The following is a 22,769-nucleotide window of genomic DNA, read 5'->3' as shown; positions in this document are numbered from 1 at the left end:
GATGAGGGACTCCTTGATCGACTGCCTCGATGCTAGGTCAGCTAGCCGTCTCGATCCATCCGGGGCTACAGGATGCCGCAGCGCTGCAAGTATTTGAGGGCAAGCCAGCCGATTGGTGCGCGTCCCCAGAACGTCAACAGGCGGTAGGTGAGAGCCGCCGAGAGAGCCACGGCCGAGCCGATACCGGCCAGCTGAAGGCCACCCGTGAGGGAGGCCTCGATGGGGCCGAGACCGCCAGGGGTTGGGATGAGCGAGCCGACCGTGTTGGACACGAGGAAGGTCACCGCCAGCGACGAGAACGACAACGTCTCACCGAATGCCGCTAGCGAGCAGCCAAAGCAGGCAACTTGCGTGAGCACCATGACGACGACACCAGCCGTAGCGATGAGGATGCGTCGCGGCGACCCCATGACCCACACGAGGCGCGGCCACACCTGCGAGATGGGACCAGACAGCTTTTTCAGCGCCCACACCCGCGTCGGGGTGATCGCGAAGAAGACGCCGACGATCACCGCTAAGACGATGACGGCCCACAACAGCGGCCCCGAAAAGAAGTTCACCGAGATCGACGTGCCGGTGAACCCGACGAAGATCATGAGCAACGCAACCGTGACGACGAACTGGAACGCCTGCATAAGTGACACGGTCGCCAACGCCAGAGCGGTCGGCACGCGCTGCTTGTTCAGGTAGCGAAGATTGAGCGCGGCAACGCCGACGCCCGTCGGAGCAACGAGCGACGTCAAGGAGCCGGCCAGCTGCACCGCGGTACATTCGCGCCACCCTAACCGTTCCGGGCACACGCCCTTGAGGATGATCGTCTGCGCCGGAGCGTTGAGGAGGGAGAAGAAGAAGCCGACGATCAACCACCACCATGTTGCCTGGCTGAGCACCGAGATGAGATCGGTGAAGTTGAGCGAGGAAAAGACGACGACGAGGGCGATGAGGCCGACGGTTGTGATGAGCAGCGTCTTGATTGAGAAGCCGCGAAGGTCGACGGCGGGCACGTCGAAGGACTCGACCTGGGCAATATCACGCAGGGTTTCGCGGACCCTCGGAAGGAGTTTCGCAGCCTTCGCGCGTGAGCGCGTCGACGTTGGCAGCGCGAGCATCTGAAGCATAGGCAATAGTGAGGTCAGGGTTCCATCCCCGAGGACGCGTCGCGCCGAGGCCACCGCCCGATCCTCGCCGACGAGCAGACACGTGAGGATGAGCGCCTGGACGAGGTCCACGCGTTGAGCGAGATCCGAGGCGGCGACCTCGCCCTGGTCCCAATGCCGAAGGTTGACCAGGTTGTCGGACGAGAGGGCGAGGGATGATGCGTCGATGTTGCGGTGGGTGAGACCGCGCGTATGGCAGGCGCGCAATTGCTGCCACAGGTCGTCGAGGACATCATCACTGAGCACCTCGGCGTCGATGTCGGACAGCGGGCGGAGGTGAGCGCCCACCTCAAAGACACACGCGTAGGACGATTCCGCGCGCGTCACGCCGATGCACCGCGGCCCCCGGACCCCGGCTTCTTGCGCGGCTTGCGACACGAGCGCCGTGTGTTCAGCGGAGTCGCGAATCGTCGAAGCTTCGGAGTGCTCAGTGCCGCGCAGGCGTAGGCGAGACCACCAGTTTGTCAGCCGCGATAACAGGTGGCGATCGGAATCCGTCGCTTCGACAAGGTAGCACGTGTCGGAATTGTCCAGACGGCATAAAACCGGTTTGCCGACACGTAGTCGGGCAACTCCTCGGTGATGCCGACGCGAGCTTGTGCCTGGCGGACCTCAGAGATGATGTCGCAGTTGAGGACGGCGACGCTCGCGTGCAGGCGAGACTCTCGCAGCACGCCCGCCGCAGCCTGGGAATGGATAGTCATCGTGGCGGCGCTCATCGGGTCTGATCCCGGTTCAGCGTCAACCCGGACAACCTTAGTGGGGTAGATCCCTAGCGTTGCTAGCGCACTAATGAGAGCCGCCCCTGATCCTCGTCGGCTCGGCGTTCCAAATCCGTAGCGCGCCAGCGACCCAACGATCGCGCCGATGATGACCGTGACGAGGGCGGAGACTAGCGTCATGCGTCCCTGAATAATGAGGAGTCCGAGGACGACCCACAACGCGATCCATGAGGTGCGGATATACGTTTCGCGAGCGCGTTCGCCAGCCATCCGCAGAAGCGCCGTCAGTCCCGTGAGAGAGGCGGAGATAGCAACGGTCGGCATACTGGACCAGTCACGCGTGTCACCGATGAGCAGCGCGGAAAAAAGCCCTGAACTCGAGGCCGAGCCCAGGGCGACGGTGATGGCATTGGCGACGAGCGTCGCCGCCATCCCCGTGGCGACCGTTTGGAGAAGGGTTCGCCACTGCCTGCGCCACGCAAGGATGCCGAGCACGAGAACCGGCACGAGCAAGGTCACGAAGTTTTCGAGAATGCGCACGGGCACGAGCGTGATCTGACGCATGGTGGACGAGATGACGCTAGTGACGTCGGACGTGACCGCCGTCGTCGTTCGCTGAGCGTAAATCGACAACACGAGGACACCGAAAAACGCCAGCAGGAGCAGTCCCGCCTCGATGAGGTCGTCGACGCGGTGAACCGTGCGCTCCTCGGTGTCGATGAGTTGCGTCTCGGTGGCGTGCGACGGAGTCGCCCACGGTAGCGTCTGATCGACGACAATGGGGCGTGATTCAGGCGAAACCATGGGGCCAGCCTACGGCACCCCTGGGGCTCGCCTCGGCGCGGCGCGCGTGCGCGCGCTGGGAGGTGGTGGGGAACTCCTTTAGGCTGTAGCCACCGCGTCACGATGACGCGGCCGCGTCGAAATGGAGGAACACGCGTCCGTGCTTGCCGACCTTGCCGCTCCCCTCATCGTTCCGCTGGCCTCGCCACTGGATTACCTTCGCGATTCTGAACTTCTCATCAACACCTTGCTGGAGAATTTCGGCGGCTGGATGGTGGGGATTGTCGCGCTCATCGTTTTCATCGAATCCGGTGTCCTCTTTCCGGTGCTGCCCGGGGACTCCCTCGTCTTCACCCTCGGCATCCTGCACCACCGCATCCCCGTCCCCTTGATGATCACGCTCGTGGTCCTCGTTATCGCGGCGATTTTGGGCAACACGGTCGGGTATTGGCTGGGGTCACGGTTCGGGCGTGGCCTCTTCCGCCCCGGCGCCCGCTTTCTGTCGACGGCCAACTTGGCAAAGGCCGAGGAATTTTTCGCCCGCTACGGCGGCCGCGCGCTGCTGTTGGCCCGTTTTGTGCCGTTCGTGCGCACCTTCGTCCCCATCGTCGCCGGGATCGCGCGCTTTCGTTACCCGTCGTTCCTCGTGTGGAACATTGCCGGCGCACTCGTGTGGGTGGGCGGGTTCCTCATCGCCGGGGAACTGCTCGGGTCGATTCCGGTGATCGCCCACAACATCGAGCTCATCGCCATCATCATCGTCGCGTTCTCGGTCCTCCCCGTCGCCGTCGGCGCCATTCGTGCGCGGCGAACGGGAAGGACCGAGCGCTGATCTAGCCGGCGCGGCGCAGACGCAGGGAGTTCGCGACGACGAGGACTGACGACGAGGCCATGAAGGCGGCCGCCAACATGGGATTCGCGAGTCCGGCGATCGCCAGGGGCACGGCGATGATGTTGTAGCCGAACGCCCAGGCAAGGTTCTCTTTGATGATCGCTAGCGTGCGCCGACCGACGCGGATTGCCGTGACCGCGGAGCGGATATCGGAGCGAATCAGCGTGACGTCGGCCGCAGCAATCGCCGCATCGGTTCCCTGTCCCATCGCCATGCCCAACCCGCGTTGACCGGCCTGGGCGAGCGCAGCCGCGTCGTTGACGCCATCGCCCACCATCGCCACGGTCGCCCCCTCGCGTTGCAATCGCGCCACGATGTCGCGCTTATCGCCGGGGGTGACCTCGGCGTCGACAGACTCAATGCCGACCCGTGCCGCAACGGCGCCTGCTGCACCGGCGTTATCACCCGTCGCCAGGTGCGGGGTGATGCCGAGGGTGCGGAGGTCGCGAATCGCTTCGACGGACGTCTCGCGCACGCGGTCGCGCACGATGATGAGGCCGAGAACCTCACCGCCGACCAGCGGGCGCAGGGTGTCGTCGCGGTGGCGGCGGTGTGTGACCTCGTCCGAGGTTTGCGGTTTGGCAGTGTAGCCCGAGGCCGTCACCGCCTCGATGAGGTCGGCTGATAGGCTCTCGAGGTCACCCGCGCGAGGATGGTCGATGGGGACGTTTGCGCGAGCCGATTCCGTTGCGAGATTGACCGTAGCGTCAACCCCGTCAACGCTATTGAGGGCACGTTCCACGCGGGAAACGCAGGCCGCACACGTCATCCCTTCAATGGCGAAGTCGAGGGAGGTAGCGGTCGGCTCCGGCTCTTTGTCTCCGCCGGTCTCCTCGGCTGCGTCGTGCTCCGTGGGCATTTCGTGGCCGAGCGCGACGGCGACGACGCTCGCGCCGCTGATCGCTGCCTGGCGCTCGGCATTGCGGAGCTCAGTGGGGACGTCGAGGCCGAGTTCGCTTAGCCAGCGAGTTTGTCCGACGAGAACGAGCTCATCGCCAACGACGGCGTGAATACCCATCCCCGCGTGGTTGCCGAAACGCGTGCCGGCCGGGAGGGGGGTGTCGCCGTCGGCGACCGCGGCGCGCACGACGGCGCGGGCGAGGGGGTGTTCCGACGACGCCTCGGCAGCCCCGGCGAGCCGCAGCAGCCGGGTGCCGGCGGGGGTGAGTCCTCTGGGTCCGCGCGACGACTCCCCCAGCGGATGAACGGCGTCAACCTCCATGACGCCCGTCGTCAGCGTGCCGGTCTTGTCGAGCACCATCGTGTCGATGCGGTGTGCGCCCTCAAGGATCTCGGGGCCGCGGAAGACGACGCCGAGCTGGGCGGCGCGTCCCGAACCGACAAGGAGAGCCGTGGGCGTGGCGAGACCTAGTGCGCACGGGCACGCGATGACGAGCACGGACACGGCGACGGTGATCGCCTGAGAGACGCTCGCGCCCATCACGAGCCAGCCGATGAACGTCGCGAGCGCGAGAGCGAGGATGACGGGAACGAACACCGCGGAGACGCGGTCGGCAAGCCGCTGAATGGGCGCCTTCCCCGCTTGCGCGTCGGCAACCATCCGCGCGATATGGGCAAGCATCGTGTCGCGCCCAACCGCCGTGACGCGGACTAGCAGCGCTCCCGACGTGTTGAGCGTGGCCCCGATGACGGGATCAGACGGGCCGACTTCACGGGGCAGCGATTCTCCCGTCACGAGGGAGGTATCGATGGCCGACGTCCCCTGCTCGATCCGCCCGTCAGTGGGGATCTTTTCCCCCGGTCGCACGCGGACGAGATCACCCTCAACGAGGTCCTCAACGGGGACCTCGTGCTCGCTCATCGCCCCATTGTCGTCAACCTGGACAACCGTTGCCCGCTTGGCTCCCAACGACAGCAGCGACCTGAGCGCGTCGCCCGCGCGGTGGCGCGAGCGCGCCTCTAACCAGCGTCCGAGGAGCAGGAATGTCGCGATCATTGTGGCACCCTCGAAGTACACGTGGGGTGCGGCAGACCCCGAACGCGGCAGGAACTCCATGGGGGCCATGACGCCGATGGCGCCCGCCTCGGTGAAAAATAGGGCGTAGTACGACCACGCGATCGAGGCGATGATGCCGAGCGATATGAGCGTGTTCATCGTCGTTGACCCGTGACGGCCAGCCTGCCACGCCGAGGCGTAGAACGGGGCTGCGCACCACGTGACCACGGGTAGCGCCAGGGCAGCGCACACCCATTGCCAGCCGGGAAACTGAGCGCCCGGAACCATCGAGATCACCATGACGGGCAGCGAACATACGCACGCAACGATCAACCGGTGCGCCAACATACGAGCCCGCCGCGCCTGCGAATCGATAGGCGCGGCGGTGGGTGAAGACGACGTCATGGTTAGCGCTCGATCGAGGTGACCGCGTAGCCGGCCTCGGTGACCGCTGCCGTAATAGCGGCATCATCGACTGCGCCGCGCGCGCTAACCTTGGCGGTGGACACGCCGTCCTTGACGAGGTCCACGCTCACCTTCTTCACGCCCGGCAGTCGCGACAGCGCGTCGCTCACGTGCTGTACACAATGGCCACACGTGAGACCGGTCATCGAGACGGTGAGGGTGCGAGAACCAAACATGATCGAGTCCTTTCGTCAGGGGCTAGTGCGCAACCCGCGCATGTGGACCGTATCGAGGACACGTGAGCACACCAAGCGTCTGCGGGCGCATTTCGGCGTCAGCGAACGCGGGGAATAAGTCGCTATGCTGAGGCGTTTGTGCCCAGATATGCGCGTGAGGAGGAACGAGATGTCGGCACTATCGCGATGGTATTCCACCGCGCGGCGCCTGTGCTCCACCTTGCTCCTCGCTAGTCTTCGCGTCGAGATGGATCACCAGTGGCAGCGGGCACGCTGGCATCGCGAGCGCAAACGAACGCGCGCGCGTGGGGTGGCGCAGTGGCTGCCGCCGGCGTGGGGAGTGGCCACGTCGATGCTTCTGGCCACTCGCGCGCGTGTCATGTCCGCTTCGCCCCTGGCCAACCCGCGCCGAATCGATGCTCTCGACCACCGCTCGCGCGCGCGCATGAGCGAGGCGATGGAGGAGATGCAGCGCGCGTATTTCGCCTACCCGTGGCTCGGTGCCGCGACCATCGGCATGAGTGGAAGGGTCGGATCACTGCTGGCGCGGCTCGCCCGCACCAGCCTCCGCCTGGCCGTGTGGAGTCGGCGCGGGGATCGTGAACGCCATCTCGATCGACTGAGCCGCATCCCCGAGGATGGCTACGAGGCCTTCATGGCCGCATGGCTCGCTCTGGCCGAGGCCGCCGGGGTCATTCGCGCCGGTGACATCCACGTGCGCGAGGTTAACTGGGAGCGGACGGATCCGCCGGTGCCACGACTCACCCGCACCGGCGTGCCCCACAGTCTGGCCGATGCGCTCGAAGACATCGACGATCTCACCTTTGCCGCCACCTACGGATCGCTGGTGAAGATCGTTCGGGTCGGCGACGTCGACCAGGCATGGCTGCGGCCCCTGCGCCACGTCTACACCCGCGTGCGGGGCCGCCGGCAGCGCTGGATCGTCGAGATTCCCGGTACCGATCACCTATCGATGGCCACGACGACGAACCGGCAGATCCGCAGGCCAACCTGCTCGAAACCCTCGGGCAGACATCCAACCAACGCATCGGGGTTCACCGCGCGATCCTCGCGACCATGGCGCGAGCCGGGATTACGACGCCGGAGGAACTCGCTCGCCAAGACGTCATCATGATCGGTCACTCCCAGGGTGCCATGATCGCCATGGCACTCGCGGCCACGACCGATCTGCCCTATCGCGTTGGGGCGATCGTCTCGGCCGGCGGACCTATCGGACGGATGCCCGTCCCGCGCGGCGTCGCTATCCTGGCTCTGCGCCACGTCCAGGACCCCATCCCGCTCTTCGGGGGTCTCGCCGGTGAAGTCGATCCCAGCATTACCGTCTTTGAACGCTCGCTGCGTGCCCCGCAGGCCGGCGTCCTCTACTATGCCCACGCGGCCAACACGTATGCGACGACGGCACGGCACGCTGCCGAGTACGCACGCCACGTACCCAACTCCCCCGTCGGGCGGATCATCGAGCGAGTACGTGACTACTTCCCCCAACCCGAGCCCCTGGGGGCGACAGAACCGGGCAGAGTCTTTCTTTACGAGCTTTACCAAGATGTCCTTGACCAGGCTTCGACAGAGAGGTCACGACCGTGGCACCGACACCGCTAAACCGCGACGACAACCACCTCATCCATTCCCCTGCTATTCGCCGCGGTGCTCGTGGGATCCGCCGCGTCGTCGGTACGCTCGGGCGACTCGTCGACGGTGGCCGGGCTCGCGCAGTGGGCAGGGATAGCAGGCGATCGAGGGAGACGATTGTCGCCGATGCGTTGGCTAGCCACAGCGCCGTTGACCGGGTTGACTGCGAGCTGACACGCCGCTTCGGATCGACAACGCGCCTGCTCGTGCGGGCATGGATCGACTCCGCCGCGGCCGGTATCGACGCCGCCCAGCTCATCGACAGCGGTGCTGCCGGAGTGGCCACTGTCGAACAGGCCCGGCGGATCCAACACGCCCGACTCGCCGAGTGCTCGGCCCCCAGCTGGCCCCAGCACGCGGGCGTCGAGGGCACAGGTGAGGGGGATAGCGTCTACCGCGCCCGCCGCCTCATCGACGATCTCACGCGCGGGGTGTGGCAGTGCGTGCGAGACGAGCGTCCCGCCCTTGACGTCATCCTCGTCGCCGCCGAACTCGACCGTCCGTGGGCGGTCGGACTCGAACTCATCGGAGTCGAGTCGTTGCTGACGCCGGCGGCTGCGGCGGCCCGCTACGGCGCGGCGACGTAGACGACTTACGCGGTGGGCGGGGTCGAATGCCAGCTGGCCTGTTCGCGCGCGTACCCGATGTAGTCGGCCGGACTCAACGCGACGAGGCGCTCTTCAACCTCGCTGGGCAACCCCAATGAGCTGACGAATTGGCGCAGCTGAGCGGCGTCGATCCGATGCCCGCGCGTGAGCTCCTTGAGACGTTCGTACGGGTTATCCATGCCCTCGACGCCGGAAAGGGCAGCAACGCGCATTGCCTGCTGAATGGCCTCCCCCAGGACCTCCCAATTGGCGTCGAGATCGCGAAGAAGCACCTCCCGGTCGACGTCAATGCCGTCGATCCCGCGCGCGAGATTGGTCAGAGCAAGCAGGGAATGGCCTAGGGCGACCCCGATATTGCGTTGCGTCGTCGAATCGGTGAGGTCGCGCTGCATGCGCGACGTGACGAGCGTCGCGGCCAGCGAGTCGAGAAGCGCGCACGAGACCTCGAAATTCGCCTCGGCGTTCTCGAAGCGGATGGGATTGACCTTGTGGGGCATGGTCGAGGAACCCGTCGACCCCTGGGCGGCGAGATTCTGGTGGAAATAGCCGAGCGAAATGTATGTCCACGCGTCCGTCGCGAAGTTGTGGGCGATGCGGTTGAAGCGAGCCATGTCGGCGTAGAGCTCGGCTTGCCAGTCGTGAGACTCGATCTGGGTCGTCAGCGGATTCCACGTCAGCCCCAGGGACTCGACGAAACGACGGGTCAGGCCCGGCCAGTCGACGTCGGGACAGGAGACGACGTGGGCCGCCCACGTGCCCGTCGCACCGTTGATCTTGCCGAGATACTCGGTCGCCTCAATGCGGCGAAGCTGACGAGACAGGCGGTGAGCGACAACGGCGCGCTCCTTGCCCGTCGTCCCGGCGTCGCGGGTTGGCCATGAGTGTGGGCGAGCATGGCGGCATCGGCGTTGTCACACGCCATCTGGTCGATGCGATCGACGACGGCGCGGGCGGCCGGAAGCCAGCATTCCTCGACCGCCTGGCGAACGGTCAGGGCGTAGGCAAGATTGTTGATGTCTTCGGACGTACAGAAAATGTGGACACCCTGGACGAACTCGGGCAGCCGGGTCTGCGACCCGAGAACAGCGGGAGCATCCTCCATCCGCTGTCGCACGAGGTACTCGACGGCCTTGACGTCGTGCTTCGTGACGGCCTCGGTGCGGGCCAGCTCGGCGATATCCTCGCCGTCAAAATCGGTGACGATCCGACGCAGATAGGCGACGTCGTCCCCACTCAGCGCCCCACCGGGAATGACGGCGGCCTCGAGAAGGAAAATCAACCACTCAACCTCAACGTGAACCCGCGCCCTATTGAGCGCGGGTTCAGACAGGAAATCGACGAGAGGACGGGCGACCGAGCGGTAACGGCCATCGAGCGGACCCAGGGCCACCGGGTCGCTCAGATCGTAGAGGTGACGGGTGGGCACGGGAAGGAGGGCAAGTCGCGCACTACTCATGCCCCCATTATGCCGCCCGCACACCCGCCGGCCTCAACCACCCTCAGGCATGCCGAAGCGCCTTCCACACGGACATCCGGGTGCCGAAGTGGAGGATCTGGCGGGCATACACCCGCGAGGCCACCCACGCGATTCCCGCCAGGGAGACAATCTGGATGCCGAACGACATCGCCAACATGGCAAGCGGCAGCTGGTTGACCGCGTAGACCGCCGGAGCGGTGAAGCAACCGACGATGGGCAACATCGAACACACCGTGAGGAAAGTGGATCCGGGCGCGTACATGAGGCCGAAGAACGGCACATAGAAGCACACGACGAGGATGAGCGTCATGGGACCGGTTGCCGCCGACGAATCCTCCATTCGCGTCGCCGTCGAAGCCATCGCCGCGTAGAGGAAGGAAAAGATGAAATACCCGACGATGCCAAACACCAGCGCCGGGCCGAGCAGCGCCGGCAGATCAATCGGGAGCGAGGATGCGAATCCCGACAGGGCGAGCGCCCCGAGCGAAGCAAGCATGTACAGGAGCGTTTGAGCAAGGACAAAACACCCCAACCCCAGGACCTTGCCGACGACCAGCTGCAGGGGGCTGACGGTGGAGATGATGACCTCGATGATGCGTGAGGCCTTCTCCTGGATAACCCCCATAGCCAGCGTCGCCGATCCCGTCGTCACGGCGAGAAAGACGAAAAAGATGATGACCAACACCGGCGCGAGGCGCTCGATACTGATGGACGAATCCCCGCCGTCCTCACCGATCGTGCGCGTCACCACGTGCGCCGAGGCCATCCGATGGGCTAGCTCGCTCGTGTTACCGCCCAATTCGGTGACGTAGTCGCCGAGCTTGGCCGATTGCAGGAGTTGGGTGAGGGCAAGCTCGAGGCTGGGGGCGACGGCGTCCGTCGTCACGAGTTCCCACCCGGCATCGGGGGTGGCGATGAGCGCATAATCGGCGTCACCGTCCTTAACCTGCTTCTCCGCGGCAGCTGCCGAGGGAGCCGAGGTGACGGTGAGGTCGGGCATTCCCGGCTGCGACCCGATGGCGCGAAGCGAGGACGCGTACGGCGAGGTGCCCGGCTCAAGCACGATCATCGACTCCGACGACATCCAACCGCGCTCGGAGGCGAACCGGATTCCGCCGCCCGCGGCAAGCATGACGATGACGATGACGAGCGACGTGATGATCGTTGACTTCGTGCAGGCGATCTCGGTAAAGCTGCGTCGGGCAATGAGAAGAACCTTGTTCACCGCGCGCCTCCTTTCTTCCACCAGCGCCGTTTCGGCGTCGGCTCGGTTTCGGCTGGCGTGGCCGGGGAAACATCGACAACCGAGCGATACATGAGGGAGAGCGGTTCGTCGTAGCGAGCAAATCGAGTCAGCCCGGAGGCCTCCAGCGCCACCGTCGCGAGTCGGGCGACGCGCGGATCCTCGGGGGCACCGTCGACCAGCAGCCCATCGCCGTGTTCGGTGACCTGTAAGCCCGCGGCGTGGGCCTCGCGGCGGACGGTCTCGCACGCGCTCGCGGAGCCACCAAATTCCGTTCGAGCCGGTGCGTTGGCGCGCAATTGCGCAATGGTGCCGCACGCGACGAGCGACCCGTTGGACAAGATGCCGACGCGGTCGCACAGCTTCTCGACCAGCTCGAGCTGGTGGGAGGAAAACAGCACCGGGAGACCCTCGTCGGCCTTTTGGCGCAACGTCGCCGACATCGATTCGACGGCCAACGGATCCAGGCCGGAAAACGGCTCGTCGAGGACGAGCGCTGTCGGGTCGTGGGTGAGCGCGGACGCCAGCTGGACGCGCTGCTGGTTACCCAGTGACAGGGCCTCGACCGTGTCGTCGCGGGTAGTGGCTGATCGACAGGCGCTCTTCCCACATCGTCGCATTTGCCTCGGCGCGGTCGCGGTCGGTGCCGTGAAGGCGGGCGAGGTAGACGAGCTGATCGTGAACGTGCATCTTCGGGTAGAGGCCGCGCTCTTCGGGCATGTAGCCGAATTGCGAGCGGTTCTCCGCCGTGATCGGCGCGCCATCAAGGAGCACCCGGCCTGACGTCGGCGCGGTCACGCCGAGCATCATCCGCATCGTAGTCGTTTTCCCCGCGCCGTTGGATCCGACGAAACCAAAGATCTCACCGCCGTGAATATCGAAGGAGACGTCGTCAACGGCACGCCGGGTCGGGTAATCCTTCGTCAAAGACTCCAGCGTGATGGTGGTCATGTTTCTATATATAGCCGCTCGGGGGGGGGGGTAGCTGCTAGTGGCAGGGCCGAGGCAGGGGAGAGCCGAGGGGTGGAAGCTCGCGACGTCGCGGGATGATGCGCCCCATAATGGAGAAATGGCACAGGATTCTCACCCGATTCGCGTTCGTCCGGCCCTGGAAAGCATCGCCACGTACAAGCCCGGCAAGGGCCGGCCGGGACGGGTGCGAAAACTGTCGTCCAACGAAAATCCCTTCCCTCCCCTGCCCCAAGTCGTCGATGCGATTGCGGGAATGGCTGACTCGGTCAACCGCTACCCCGACATGATCGCGGCTCCCCTGATCGAGCGACTGGCTGAGCATCACGGCGTCGATGCCGACCGGATCACCGTGGGAAACGGGTCGTGTTCGCTCATCGCCCACCTGCTCCAGGCCGTCGCGACCGAGGGTGACGAGATCGTCATGCCCTGGCGCAGCTTCGAGGCCTATCCCATTCTCGTGGGGATCACCGGAGCCCGGGCAGTCGAGGTGCCGCTCACCCCGGCGTTCGAGCACGATCCTCACGGCCTCGCGCAGGCGGTGACGGAACACACCCGGGCCGTCTTGCTGTGCACGCCCAACAATCCGACGGGGACACCGCTGAGCGCCGAGGCGTTCGAGGCGATCATGGCCTCGGTCCCCTCCGACGTCCTCGTTCTCCTAGACGAGGCCTACTACGACTTCGACGATTCCCCCGGGCGCCTGGACGGCTTCGCACTGGTCGAGAAGTATCCGAACCTCATTGCCGCCCGCACGTTCTCGAAGGCCTACGGCCTGTGCGGGCTGCGGGTCGGCTACGCGGTCTCGTCACCCTTCATTGCCGAGTGCATCCGTAAGACGACGCCACCGTTTGCCGTCAACTCGGCAGCCCAGGCAGCGGCGATCGAGGCCCTCAACCACCGCGATGTCGTCGACCAGCAGGTGGCGACGATCATCGCCGAACGCGACGCCCTCGTCGCCGCTGTTCGTCAGCGCGGTTTCGACGTGCCCGAGACGCGCGCCAACTTCTTGTGGTTCCCGGGTGAGCGGGCGCGCGATGCGATCGTCGCGGCGTGTGAGCGTCACGCGATTTCCGTGCGGGCATTCCCCGACGGCGTGCGCGTCTCGGTGGGCGCCCCCGACGACAATCAGGCGTTCCTCGACGCGATCGCAGACATCGATCCGGCAGCGCTGTAGGGTCCCGCGCACGGAGACGTCACGCCTGAAGCGGGATTGCCCAGCCGCGGAAATCCCACAAGACGTCGCGTCGCCAGTCGGGCGTACCTGGATTGACGAGGACACGCGTCGGCCCCAGCACCGCCTCTAGCCGCGCGCACATCGAGGCGTCAAGCGGCGGTGACGTACCGTCGCCGGCCTGGACAAAATACACGCGATATGGGCGCGGTCCGGCCGGGTTAGCGAGCATATGCACCTCCACTCGGTGCAGGCTCAGCCCCTCAGGTAACTGGGCGATGGCCGCGCGCTCGCGATCATCACAGGGGGAAATTTCGGCCGCCGAATCGAGCGAGCGGTAGGGTTCGGTGGCCGCCAGCTCCTCGACCCCAATGGCCGAGAAGGCTTCGGCGATTGCCTCCCCGCGTTTGAGTGCGCTGATGGTCGCCGCATGATGCGGCTCGACGGTGAGCTCGGTGTCCCTGTCCGGGTCGACAACGGCGCCGGCTCCGGGGTGGTCGGCGAGAATGTCGACGAGGGAGCGGGCGACCAGGTCGGGGGCCGGGGCGTCACCGGGGGTGGCGAGGACCGCGCGCGGGCGAGTTGCCCACACGCTGACGAAGGCGATCCCGTCATCGGCGTTGCTCACGCGCGGCGGTTCGCACGTCCACACGTCGACCGCGGCGAGGGTGCGCAGGTAGGGCTCGAGACGGCCTGAACTGACAGCGACGTAGCGGGCGCTATCGAGGGGCAGGCGCTTTTCGCGCGCAACCTGGGCGCGCGCGAGACGGTGACGCAGCGACGACAGGGGTGACGCCATGGCTTAGGGCCGCGCTCGCAGGACGAGGAACACGCCGGCACCGGCAACACAGCTGGCGAGTGCCACGCCTGCGACGAGAACGGTCGTTGAGGCGGTGTTGGCCCACTTACGCGACGACATCTGGACGTCGACGCTCGAGGAAGAAACCGTCGGGTAATCCCCGTCCGAGGAGGTCTGGCGATCGCCGTTTGTCTGGTTGTCTGGGCGCGACTCCGCCGAGGAGGAGGGAGTGGCCGGCTGATCCGGCGAGGAGTCGCGCGTGGGGGATATGGGGGAGTCGGTCACACCTGGGGCGCCGGGAAGGGTGGGGGTCATGCGGATGGGCAGCAGGTGTGACAGCTGCATCGGCGACGAACCCGCGGAACCCTCAGACGAGTGTGCAGATGACGACGGGGTGGCCGACGGCGACGACGGCGTCGGTGATGACGGGACGGGCGTGGTGGAGGAAGACGGAGTGGAGGCAGATTCGTCGGGACTCGGCGAGGGTGGGGTCACCGGCGGCGAGGGCGGATGAGGACTCGTGGGGGCGGGGGTGTCGGGAGTCGAGGGCTCGGGATCCGGCTTCGTCGGCTTGGTGGGATCCGGGGTTGTGACGTCCGGGTCAGGCGACTCACCGGGATCGACGACGAGGGTGAGGTTCATCGGCAGCGACGAGATCCACCCGTGCGTGCCGCGCCACTGCTGGGCGACGAACGTCAGCTGATAGATGCCCGGGTCGCTGAACGAGATTGGCACTTTCGTCAGATTCCCGACATCGACGATGGCGACGGAACCGTGGAGCCCCTTGTCGTTGCCGACCACGCCGACGTCGCCGCGCGCACCGGCCGCCGGGGTGTAGGGCTCGGGTGGGCACCGATCCCGCCGTCAGGGTGTCCGTGCCGATCTGGGCGCTGGCATCGGCGGGGGTGTCCCCAAGCGGACGGAAACCCGTCAGGTTAAACCGCAGGTCGTAGCCCAGTTCCTGCCACTGGGTGCCGCGCACATCCAGCACCGGATTGGTCGTCGACGCGAGCGTCAGCGTTCCCTTTGTCGCGGGCATGCGCACGCACAGGGCCACGGGCGTGTTCAACGACAGCGACCGGGTAGAGAGGATGACCGAGTCGGAGGAAGCGCCCAGCGGACTGGCGATGGAGTGGGCGTGCACCGGGTACACGGCGTCGGCGTCCACAACCCCGCCCGGGCACTGTGTCGACAAATCGAACGTATAGGAACCGATCCGCCACGATAGAGATGATGACGCCGAGTACGCGAAAGGCACCGGTATTACCAAGAACACCGATGTCAATAGGGCGGCGATGCCGTGCCTCCAGCGCCGGGAGTTCATGACTCCTCTCTCATCTATCTCATGTGTGAATTTCATTTTACGAGATCGCACACTGTTATGCGAGTCCATATTGGCCCAACTCGTCGGCGTGTCGCGGCTCGTGTGCGGCGATATCTCGCGGGTCGAACCGCACGGGTACGGCCCAGATGAGAACGGCGATGACGGAGGGATATTCCTCACGCTGACCTACGATGGATTCATGAGTCTCACCGCGTCGCAGTCCCTGTTTGCCCGCTCCCAACTCGCGACGCCGGGTGGCGTCAACTCGCCGGTGCGCGCCTTCGGCTCGGTCGGCGGAACCCCCTCGTTCATCGCCGACGCGAAAGGCCCCTACGTCCGCGACGTCGATGGACGCATCTACGTCGACCTCGTGGGCACGTGGGGACCGGCTCTGCTCGGCCATGCTCACCCTGAGGTCGTCGCCACCGTGACCGAGGCCGCCGCACGCGGACTGTCCTTTGGTGCTCCAACGGCCGCCGAAGCCGAGTTGGCCGAGGCCGTCACCGCCCGCGTCCCCGCGGCCGAGCAGGTACGCCTCGTCTCCACCGGCACCGAGGCGACAATGACGGCGATTCGCCTGGCCCGTGGCGTGACCGGGCGTGACCTCCTCGTCAAATTCGCCGGCTGCTATCACGGTCACTCCGACTCGCTGCTCGCGCAGGCAGGTTCCGGTGTCGCGACCCAGGGACTGCCGGGATCGGCGGGGGTGCCCGCTGACATCGCCGCGTTGACGATCGTTTTGCCGTACAACGACGAGGACGCACTGCGCGAGTGCTTCGCCGAGCACGGTCGCGACATCGCCGCCGTCATCACCGAAGCGTGCCCGGCCAACATGGGAATCGTCCCGCCGGCCCCAGGCTTCAACCGAGCCATCCGCGAGGTCACCCGCGACCACGGCGCGCTCATGATTACCGACGAGGTCCTCACGGGCTTCCGCGTCTCACCCGCGGGCTTCTGGGGCCTCGAGACCGGTTGGCGACCTGCCCGACTCCCCGCCGTCCTGCCGAGCGACCTCGTGGGAGCTGAGGCCATGCTCGAGGCTCGCCAGGAGTGGTGCCGAGGCCAGGTCGGCGACCTTGACTACGTCCCCGACCTCTTTACCTTCGGCAAGGTCATCGGCGGAGGAATGCCCCTGGCAGCGCTGGGGGGCAGCGCCGAGATCATGGGGCACCTCGCCCCGCTCGGCCCCGTCTATCAGGCCGGCACCCTGTCGGGGAATCCCCTGGCCACCGCCGCCGGCCTGGCGACCCTCAAGCTGGCCGACGACGCCTGCTACGCCCGCGTCGACGCGGTTGCCCAGTCGATCCGCACCTACCTGAGCGCGACACTGAGCGCCCACGACATCCCCCACGTCATCAACTCGGCGGGATCGCTGTTCTCGGTGTTCTTTGGCGAAGAAGTTGCCGAGAGCGGCGTCAGCTCCTACGCGGATGCGCAGCGCCAAGACGAGGATCTCTACCGCGCCTTCTTCCACGCCATGCGTGACGCCGGAGTCGCCCTGCCGCCGTCGTGCTACGAGGCCTGGTTTGTCTCGCGCGCCCACGATGACGACGCCGTCGCCGCCATCTTCACCGCCATTGACACCGCGGTTGCCGAGGTCGCCCAGACCCGCTAGGACATACAGGGCCGGGGGCGGCGATTCGCTGGAGAATCGCCGCCCCCGGCCCGTAGTCGTTCCGAATTAGAGAAGCTGGGCGCGCAGCTCCTCGGGCGCACCGGGGTGCAGCGACCCGAGCGGCACGTCGAACAGCGTCAGCGCGCCCGTCACACCGCCGCTCACGAGACGGTAGAGCGCGCGCCCGCACGCGGTCACGACGGCACCCGTAAACTGCGGATTCGATTCCAGGTCAAGCGAAAACTCGATCCCCGCGGCCGATCCGCCGGCAGTGTGACCGCGCCGCAAGACGCTGCCCCCGTGCGGCATCCCCTGGTGGTCGCGCTCGAGCTCTTCGGCACTGATGAACGTCACCGTCGTGTCGTAGTCGGCGAAGTAATTCGGCATCGACACGATCTCCTCGCGGATGCGCTCGCGGTCGGCACCATCCGCGGCGACGACGTAGCACTCGCGGGTGTGCTTGGCCCGCGCTTCCGCCGGCTCGGTGGCCTGTCCGGAGCGAACGGCCTCGAGGGCTTCTGGACGCGGCACCGTGTACTGCACGGCCCCGACGACGCCCTCGATACGACGCAGTGCGTCGGAGTGCCCCTGCGAGACACCCTTGCCCCAGAACGTCTCCTCCAGCGAGTCGGGGAGGACGGCCTGGCCGAGCAGGCGCGTCAGCGAGAACAGGCCGGGATCCCAGCCGACCGAGATCAACGCGGCCGTGCCCGCTTCGCGCGCTGCCTCGTCGCAGCTGGCAAAGTACTCGGGAATCTTCGCGTGCGTGTCGAAGGAGTCCACGGTCGGGAAGTAACGCAGCGCGGCGGGAACCTGTTCGGCCAGGTCGGTCGCTGAGCCGCCGCAACACAGGCAGACATCGACGCGATCCTTCCACTGCTCCATATCGTCGACCGAGGCGGCGGGAGTGCCCAGGGTCTCAAGCGTGTCGGGATCGCGCCGAGTGAAGACGACGACCGGCTCCATATCCGGTGCGGCGAGCGCGGCCTGCTCGACGCCGCGACCAAGATTTCCATATCCACAAATGGCAAGGCGAATAGTCATGGGGGACAGAGTAAACCAGTCACGTCCCGACCGGGGACGTGTCCACGGTTGCGATGTAGAAAAGAACCATGGAGCTCATCGTCATCCGCCACGGGCAGACGGCCTCAAACATCATCGACGCCCTCGACACGGACTTTCCTGGCGCTCCGCTCAATGCGGCGGGACTGGCTCAGGCTCGCGAGATTCCCGCTGCCTGGAACGCCGCCGGTCTGGGTCGACCCGACGCGATCATCGCCTCACCATTGACGCGAACCCGGCAGACGGCTGCGCCGCTGGCTCGAGCATGGGGGATCCCCATTCGCTGCGATGACCGCTTGCGCGAGGTGCGGGCCGGGGCGTTGGAGATGCTGTACCGCGCCGACGCCCCCGCCACCTACCTGGCCATCATCGCTGCGTGGGTTCGCGGCGACCTTGATCGCCGGATGCCCGGGGGAGAAGTGGGATGCTGCGTTGTCGGGCGCGTCGATGCCCTCATTCGCGATCTGGCGAGCGAGTACGGTCCCGATTCGCGCATCGCCCTCGTCACCCACGGCGCCCTCACTCGCCTCTATACGGCGACGCGAATCGAGGGGATCTCGGCCGATCTCGTCGTGAGTCAACCCGTGCGCAACTGCTCGCTGACGTACGCGATCGGCGACGTCGAGCACGGCTGGCAGGCTCGTCTGTACTCCTCACGCCCGCCGGCATCGTGGGAGCTGCTGCCCGGGCTGCGCCATTTCCGCCGCAGCGTCCAGGTGATCGGCGCGCAGGCCTAAGCGGTCTCCTCGCTGACCTCGCCGGCAATCCCAGCATCGAGCAGTGCCCGGTTGCGTTCGCGTGCGACCAGGTCGTAGTCGAGCGGTTTGCGCAGCCGCCCTTGCAGCGCGTCGACGATGAAGCCCACGCACCCCAAGATGAGGGTGGGCAGCAGCCAGCCGAGCGAGAAGCCCGACAGCGGGATAGCGTCCTTGAGGGCGAGGAACCAGCTCGCCGTGAGGCCCGCGGCCGACGCGGCGTCGACGAGGCCGAAGATGCCCGCGGTCCACACCGCGCACCGATACGTCCAATACATGTGCCCGGGAATGGGAATATCGAGCAGGCAGACGATGACCATGGCAATCGTCACCGGGTAGCACAGCAGCATGATGGGGACGACGACCTTCAGCAGCAGCGTCAGGCCGAGGTTGGCCACGGCGAAGGACACGACGATGTGAATGAGGATGAGGCTCGTGCGTGAGAGCTTGGGGAACAGCCCAGAGAAAAACGCCGTCGACGCCCCGCACAGGCCGACCGCGGTCGTCAGGCACGCGAGAATGACGATGGCACCCAGCACGACCAGGCCCGTATTGCCGAACAACGTAGATGCGGCATAGGACAGGCCGGCACCGCCGTTGTCGACATCGATGTCGCCGATGCGCAGGCCCAGCTGCGACAGCCCGAAATAGACGAGACCCAACAGGACTCCGGCGACGACACCACTCAGCGCCGTGGCGCGGACAGCTGGGTGCCACGCGAATAACCGCGCGCTTTGAGCGAGGTAATGATGATGATGCCGAAGACGAAGGACGCGATGGCGTCGAGCGTGTTGTATCCCTCGAGGATGCCGTTGATGAAGGGATGGGATTCGTAGGCCCCTGCGGCCGGGTGAGTGACCGGATCGAGTTGGACGAAGGCGGCCGTGATGAGGATGACGAGGAGCACGAGCAGTGCCGGGGTCAACCAGCCGCCGATCTTCTCGATGAGGGTCGACGGATTCATCGAGAGCGCGCCGGTGACGGCGAAGAAGATGAACGTGTAGACGAGCAGCGACGTCGTCGTCGAGTCCTCGCCGACGACACCGCCGACGCTCATCTCAAACGACACGGTCGCCACGCGCGGGATCGCGTAGAGCACACCGGTTGACAAGAACGCCATGAGACAAAACGCGAATCCCGGCCAGTGCCCGATGCGTTCGGAGATACCCAGAATTCCGGTTTCCGACGTCGCCGCCGCGACCATGGCCAGCAGGGGCAAGAGGACGCCCGTCGCCATAAACCCAAGTGCCGCGAGCGAGGCAGACTCTCCCGCTTGGATGCCGATAAAGACGGGATAAATGAGGTTGCCGGCACCGAAGAACATGGCGAATAACGCCAGTCCCGTGATGACGATGTGGTAGATGTGGCTCTTCGCGCTCATGGACGCCTCTCGCTTCGATCGATGGGCAGTGGGGAACAATATCGGTTCTTCGAACCCGGTCGCTACTCGACGATCTCGGTGCCGAAGGCAGTCGTGCGCAGCCGGGGCGCCCACGACTCGGGGTCCGGGTGCTCGCGCGGGGGAATCCACCCGGTGATGACGTCGCGGCCGACACCGGTCATCATGGCGATGACCGGGCGCTCGCTGCCGGCGGCTTCGCGCATGAGCGCCGGATTCAGGCTCGCCCGCGCGTGCGTCGCCGCCTCGGGGGCGACCCGGTGGGCGTCGTCGTCGAGGCTGGCGGAGAGGGCGGCGCAAATCGGAGCGAAGTCGTCGCCAAGGGCAGGCATACACGCGGCGACGACGGTTGCCGGCAGGGTGTCGAGGACGCCGCGCAGCAGCGGACCCGCCGAAGCGAACGCCGCCTCGAGGTGGTCGGTCCCCGGCATCTCGTCCTCGCCGGGAACGTCGGCGGCCAGCGCGGCCAGCAGCTGCGTGCCGCCCCACACGAGGATCATTCCGCGGCGCTGTGCCGGGTTGGAGGTCGTGTCCACGCCCGATTCCACGGCATCGCCGAGTCGCCGCACCAGGGCGATGTCGGTCGTCGTCTCCGCCTGGGGCAGCCGATCGGCGAGGCCGCGCCGATCAGCCTCTTGGCAGACCTCGGCGATGATCTCGGCCGCCGCGGTGACGTAGAAGAATCCCTCAAGGTGATTCACGGGTCCCGCGGGCAGAATCGTGCCCGGATTCTCGCCGTCGGCGTGGGCGCGCACGGCGCGCAGAACATCCGTGAGGATCGCCAGACGCAGGTCGTCAATGGCGGTGGGCAGGGTGTCGGCGCCGGACATGGGACTCCTCGTCGTGGGGACAGGTGCGCTCATTGTGTCACGCGCTGGGCGCTCAGCCAACGATGCAGGCCGAGCGTAGACACGCAGTCGTATTCGTTGTAGGCCGCCAACTCGGCGAGGACACCGGGCAGCGCGTCGGGACGGACCTCAAGCTGTTCGGTCGTCATCGTCTCGCGCAACCGGTCATAGAGGACGACCGAGCGCGCGCCATCGGCCAGGTCGCCGCGGTGAAACGCACCCATGTAGAGGGGCTCGAGATCCTTCAGGCTGGCTCCCGGCTGCCCCGTGCGCACCGTCGCGCTGACGACGTCGAACAGATCGGTGAAAATCCCGCGGGGACCGGTGAGGGTGCGTGCACGTTGCTGGTCGATCCCGTGGCGGTTAGCGAGGCGGCGAATAAACAGCGGCTCGGGAGCGGCGTAGTGATAGACGCGCATGCGCGGGTAGGCGCGGCGCCGGGCCTCAAGCCACGAGATAAGGGAGTGGGCCAGGGCGGCTTCCTGCTCGCGCGAGTGCGCCCACCACGACACGTAGCGCCACCCGGCGGCGCGGGCGAGGCCGCCTGCCGGCAGCGACGCGGCGGCGGGATACTCCCACGCCGGCGCCACCGTCATCTCGCGCGGCGCCGAGACTCCCGGCGGCGCCCACACTCCCGGCCCGGTCGGGGCGGGTCCTTCTTCCGCACGGATGAGCGCGCCGGCCAGGTAAATCAGTCCCGTATGGTCCTCGGGCGTCCACCCCCACACTGAGTCGTTTTCGCAGTCGGAAATAGACGTCCCCGGGCGCCGGGTCGGGCAGGGTCGCCAGGGCGCGATGCGTGCGCTCGCACGTGGCGAGGACGCGGGGTCCGTAGGGCCCGGGTGCTTCTTCGCGTTGGGAAACTTGGAGACGCACCCGCTCCAGACTCGCCGTACTGACACCGTCAACCGGGTGTGTGACCAGGTCACGACGCGTGTGGACTCCCTGCGAAAGCAGTCGGGCACGCTGGGCCAGGCCGATACCGGGAACCGCGAGGACGTCGTCGTGGGCCTCGATGGCCCAGGCACAATCCGAGCATTCCCCGCACACCCTGCTCACCTGCCACCACGTCGGGAAGACACCGGTGTGAGCGCGTGCGATGAGGTCGCGGGCCTCTAGTAGGCGGGCGTCGAAATCGTCGATGATCCGAGACGTTGTCAGGGTGACGAGGCGCCCGGACGCGAGGGTGAGCAGTGCGCGTGAGGTGAGCGTGTCGACGCCGCCGCGGGCGAGCAGCCACGCGGCACCGCCGACCTCGAGACGTAGGCGTGCGCGCACGTGCGAGGAGAAGGCAACCCCGCTGACGCGCACGCCCTCGTCGATGAGGACGCTCAGGGGGACCCGTCCCTCAACGCCGTCGATGCGCAGGCGCTCGCCGACGACGACTCCCGCCCGCTCGGCTGCCTCACCACGAGCGCGCACCGACCGGGACGCGGGCGCGAGGGAAGAGGCATCGAAGACTCCGTGAGGATGCTCGGGATCCATCACCCCCAGCGCGGCGCGATAGCGCGCGGCCACCTCGTCCATGAATCGGTGGCGCAGCCGCGAAATATGGGCGGGTAGCGCCGGCGGATCCGGTTCAGGTTCGCCCGCCAGGGTTCTGCGCAGTCGAGAGACGAAATGCCACTGGCACGAGGCGAGGCCGGCGACGTCGCCGATGCTGACGACGATCTCGCCGCCCCTGAGCTCCATCC

General features: G+C 66.6%; 21 protein-coding genes and 2 pseudogenes. 7 read left to right on the top strand and 16 right to left on the bottom strand.

Features of this window, described 5'->3' with window-relative positions:
* Nucleotides 1–65 precede the first annotated feature (65 nt).
* Entirely contained in the window at nt 66–1,535 is a 1,470-nt protein-coding gene (locus H8R18_RS08870; protein WP_194189276.1) for a lysylphosphatidylglycerol synthase transmembrane domain-containing protein, read from the bottom strand.
* An 86-nt stretch (nt 1,536–1,621) separates the two neighbouring features.
* Nucleotides 1,622–2,683 (bottom strand): hypothetical protein, encoded by a 1,062-nt coding sequence (locus H8R18_RS08865; RefSeq protein WP_194189275.1) that lies wholly within the window; start codon nt 2,681–2,683, stop codon nt 1,622–1,624.
* Nucleotides 2,684–2,822: 139 nt separating this feature from the next.
* Here H8R18_RS08865 and H8R18_RS08860 point away from each other — a divergent pair, with 139 nt between their 5' ends.
* Entirely contained in the window at nt 2,823–3,494 is a 672-nt protein-coding gene (locus H8R18_RS08860) for a DedA family protein (RefSeq protein ID WP_227712812.1), read from the top strand.
* Between the two features lies 1 nt (nt 3,495).
* Here the strand turns inward: H8R18_RS08860 and H8R18_RS08855 are convergent, their stop codons facing one another.
* Both H8R18_RS08855 and H8R18_RS08850 read right to left on the bottom strand, forming a co-directional pair.
* Nucleotides 3,496–5,916 carry a heavy metal translocating P-type ATPase gene (locus H8R18_RS08855; protein ID WP_191071652.1) on the bottom strand — a complete coding sequence of 807 codons (2,421 nt, stop codon included), beginning with the start codon at nt 5,914–5,916 and terminating at the stop codon, nt 3,496–3,498.
* A 2-nt stretch (nt 5,917–5,918) separates the two neighbouring features.
* Nucleotides 5,919–6,152, bottom strand: coding sequence for a heavy-metal-associated domain-containing protein (locus tag H8R18_RS08850; RefSeq protein WP_191071651.1), 234 nt, complete (start codon nt 6,150–6,152; stop codon nt 5,919–5,921).
* 169 nt (nt 6,153–6,321) lie between these two features.
* Between H8R18_RS08850 and H8R18_RS08845 the strand changes: the two genes are divergently transcribed.
* From H8R18_RS08845 to H8R18_RS08835, 3 genes are read left to right on the top strand one after another with little or no spacing between them, the layout of a single operon-like run.
* On the top strand, nt 6,322–7,287 hold the full coding sequence (locus tag H8R18_RS08845; RefSeq protein ID WP_194189274.1) for a hypothetical protein: 966 nt from the start codon (nt 6,322–6,324) through the stop codon (nt 7,285–7,287).
* The gene (locus H8R18_RS08840) at nt 7,230–7,772 is read left to right on the top strand and encodes an alpha/beta fold hydrolase (RefSeq protein WP_194189273.1); all 543 of its coding nucleotides are present in this window, start codon (nt 7,230–7,232) and stop codon (nt 7,770–7,772) included. The genes H8R18_RS08845 and H8R18_RS08840 overlap by 58 nt, the downstream gene beginning before the upstream one ends.
* The gene (locus tag H8R18_RS08835) at nt 7,754–8,389 is read left to right on the top strand and encodes a hypothetical protein (protein ID WP_191071649.1); all 636 of its coding nucleotides are present in this window, start codon (nt 7,754–7,756) and stop codon (nt 8,387–8,389) included. Before H8R18_RS08840 ends, H8R18_RS08835 begins: the two co-directional genes overlap by 19 nt.
* A gap of 5 nt (nt 8,390–8,394) precedes the next feature.
* Here the strand turns inward: H8R18_RS08835 and purB are convergent.
* The 4 genes and pseudogenes from purB to H8R18_RS09685 form a co-directional block, all read right to left on the bottom strand.
* Nucleotides 8,395–9,866 (bottom strand): annotated as a pseudogene (gene purB / locus H8R18_RS08830) (adenylosuccinate lyase).
* 43 nt (nt 9,867–9,909) lie between these two features.
* On the bottom strand, nt 9,910–11,112 hold the full coding sequence (locus tag H8R18_RS08825) for an ABC transporter permease (protein ID WP_191071647.1): 1,203 nt from the start codon (nt 11,110–11,112) through the stop codon (nt 9,910–9,912).
* Nucleotides 11,109–11,657: an ATP-binding cassette domain-containing protein gene (locus tag H8R18_RS08820; RefSeq protein ID WP_338089218.1), complete on the bottom strand. Its 549-nt coding sequence runs from the start codon at nt 11,655–11,657 to the stop codon at nt 11,109–11,111. Before H8R18_RS08820 ends, H8R18_RS08825 begins: the two co-directional genes overlap by 4 nt.
* A gap of 6 nt (nt 11,658–11,663) precedes the next feature.
* A pseudogene (locus H8R18_RS09685) lies at nt 11,664–12,081 on the bottom strand (ABC transporter ATP-binding protein); the annotation flags it as partial.
* 118 nt (nt 12,082–12,199) lie between these two features.
* Here H8R18_RS09685 and hisC point away from each other — a divergent pair.
* Entirely contained in the window at nt 12,200–13,276 is a 1,077-nt protein-coding gene (gene hisC / locus H8R18_RS08815; RefSeq protein WP_191071645.1) for a histidinol-phosphate transaminase, read from the top strand.
* 19 nt (nt 13,277–13,295) lie between these two features.
* Here the strand turns inward: hisC and H8R18_RS08810 are convergent, their stop codons facing one another.
* Together H8R18_RS08810 and H8R18_RS08805 are read right to left on the bottom strand one after the other, a co-directional pair.
* A complete protein-coding gene (locus H8R18_RS08810; protein ID WP_191071644.1) occupies nt 13,296–14,072 on the bottom strand; it encodes a hypothetical protein in 777 nt (258 codons plus the stop codon).
* A 3-nt stretch (nt 14,073–14,075) separates the two neighbouring features.
* Nucleotides 14,076–14,873 (bottom strand): hypothetical protein, encoded by a 798-nt coding sequence (locus tag H8R18_RS08805; protein WP_194189272.1) that lies wholly within the window; start codon nt 14,871–14,873, stop codon nt 14,076–14,078.
* A 722-nt stretch (nt 14,874–15,595) separates the two neighbouring features.
* On the opposite strand from H8R18_RS08805, the gene hemL reads away from it, so the two are divergent.
* Entirely contained in the window at nt 15,596–17,011 is a 1,416-nt protein-coding gene (gene hemL / locus H8R18_RS08800; protein WP_191071642.1) for a glutamate-1-semialdehyde 2,1-aminomutase, read from the top strand.
* A gap of 66 nt (nt 17,012–17,077) precedes the next feature.
* On the opposite strand, the gene H8R18_RS08795 is transcribed toward hemL, so the two are convergent.
* Nucleotides 17,078–18,055, bottom strand: coding sequence for a diaminopimelate dehydrogenase (locus H8R18_RS08795; RefSeq protein ID WP_191071641.1), 978 nt, complete (start codon nt 18,053–18,055; stop codon nt 17,078–17,080).
* A 68-nt stretch (nt 18,056–18,123) separates the two neighbouring features.
* On the opposite strand from H8R18_RS08795, the gene H8R18_RS08790 reads away from it, so the two are divergent.
* On the top strand, nt 18,124–18,810 hold the full coding sequence (locus tag H8R18_RS08790) for a histidine phosphatase family protein (protein WP_191071640.1): 687 nt from the start codon (nt 18,124–18,126) through the stop codon (nt 18,808–18,810).
* Here H8R18_RS08790 and H8R18_RS09680 read toward each other — a convergent pair.
* The 5 genes from H8R18_RS09680 to H8R18_RS08765 form a co-directional block, all read right to left on the bottom strand.
* A complete protein-coding gene (locus H8R18_RS09680; RefSeq protein WP_265087376.1) occupies nt 18,807–19,490 on the bottom strand; it encodes a branched-chain amino acid transport system II carrier protein in 684 nt (227 codons plus the stop codon). The two genes, H8R18_RS08790 and H8R18_RS09680, sit on opposite strands and share 4 nt — an antisense overlap.
* A gap of 23 nt (nt 19,491–19,513) precedes the next feature.
* Entirely contained in the window at nt 19,514–20,209 is a 696-nt protein-coding gene (locus H8R18_RS09675; protein ID WP_194189271.1) for a branched-chain amino acid transport system II carrier protein, read from the bottom strand.
* A 62-nt stretch (nt 20,210–20,271) separates the two neighbouring features.
* On the bottom strand, nt 20,272–21,057 hold the full coding sequence (locus tag H8R18_RS08775) for a hypothetical protein (RefSeq protein ID WP_191071638.1): 786 nt from the start codon (nt 21,055–21,057) through the stop codon (nt 20,272–20,274).
* Between the two features lie 29 nt (nt 21,058–21,086).
* The gene (locus H8R18_RS08770; RefSeq protein WP_194189270.1) at nt 21,087–21,587 is read right to left on the bottom strand and encodes a ribonuclease H-like domain-containing protein; all 501 of its coding nucleotides are present in this window, start codon (nt 21,585–21,587) and stop codon (nt 21,087–21,089) included.
* Nucleotides 21,520–22,767: a hypothetical protein gene (locus H8R18_RS08765; RefSeq protein ID WP_194189269.1), complete on the bottom strand. Its 1,248-nt coding sequence runs from the start codon at nt 22,765–22,767 to the stop codon at nt 21,520–21,522. The genes H8R18_RS08770 and H8R18_RS08765 overlap by 68 nt, the downstream gene beginning before the upstream one ends.
* Nucleotides 22,768–22,769 lie beyond the last annotated feature (2 nt).

Origin of the sequence: Nanchangia anserum (assembly GCF_015240065.1) — a bacterium.
Lineage (GTDB): Bacteria > Actinomycetota > Actinomycetes > Actinomycetales > Actinomycetaceae > Nanchangia > Nanchangia anserum.
This window is presented reverse-complemented; position numbering and strand designations above follow the sequence as displayed.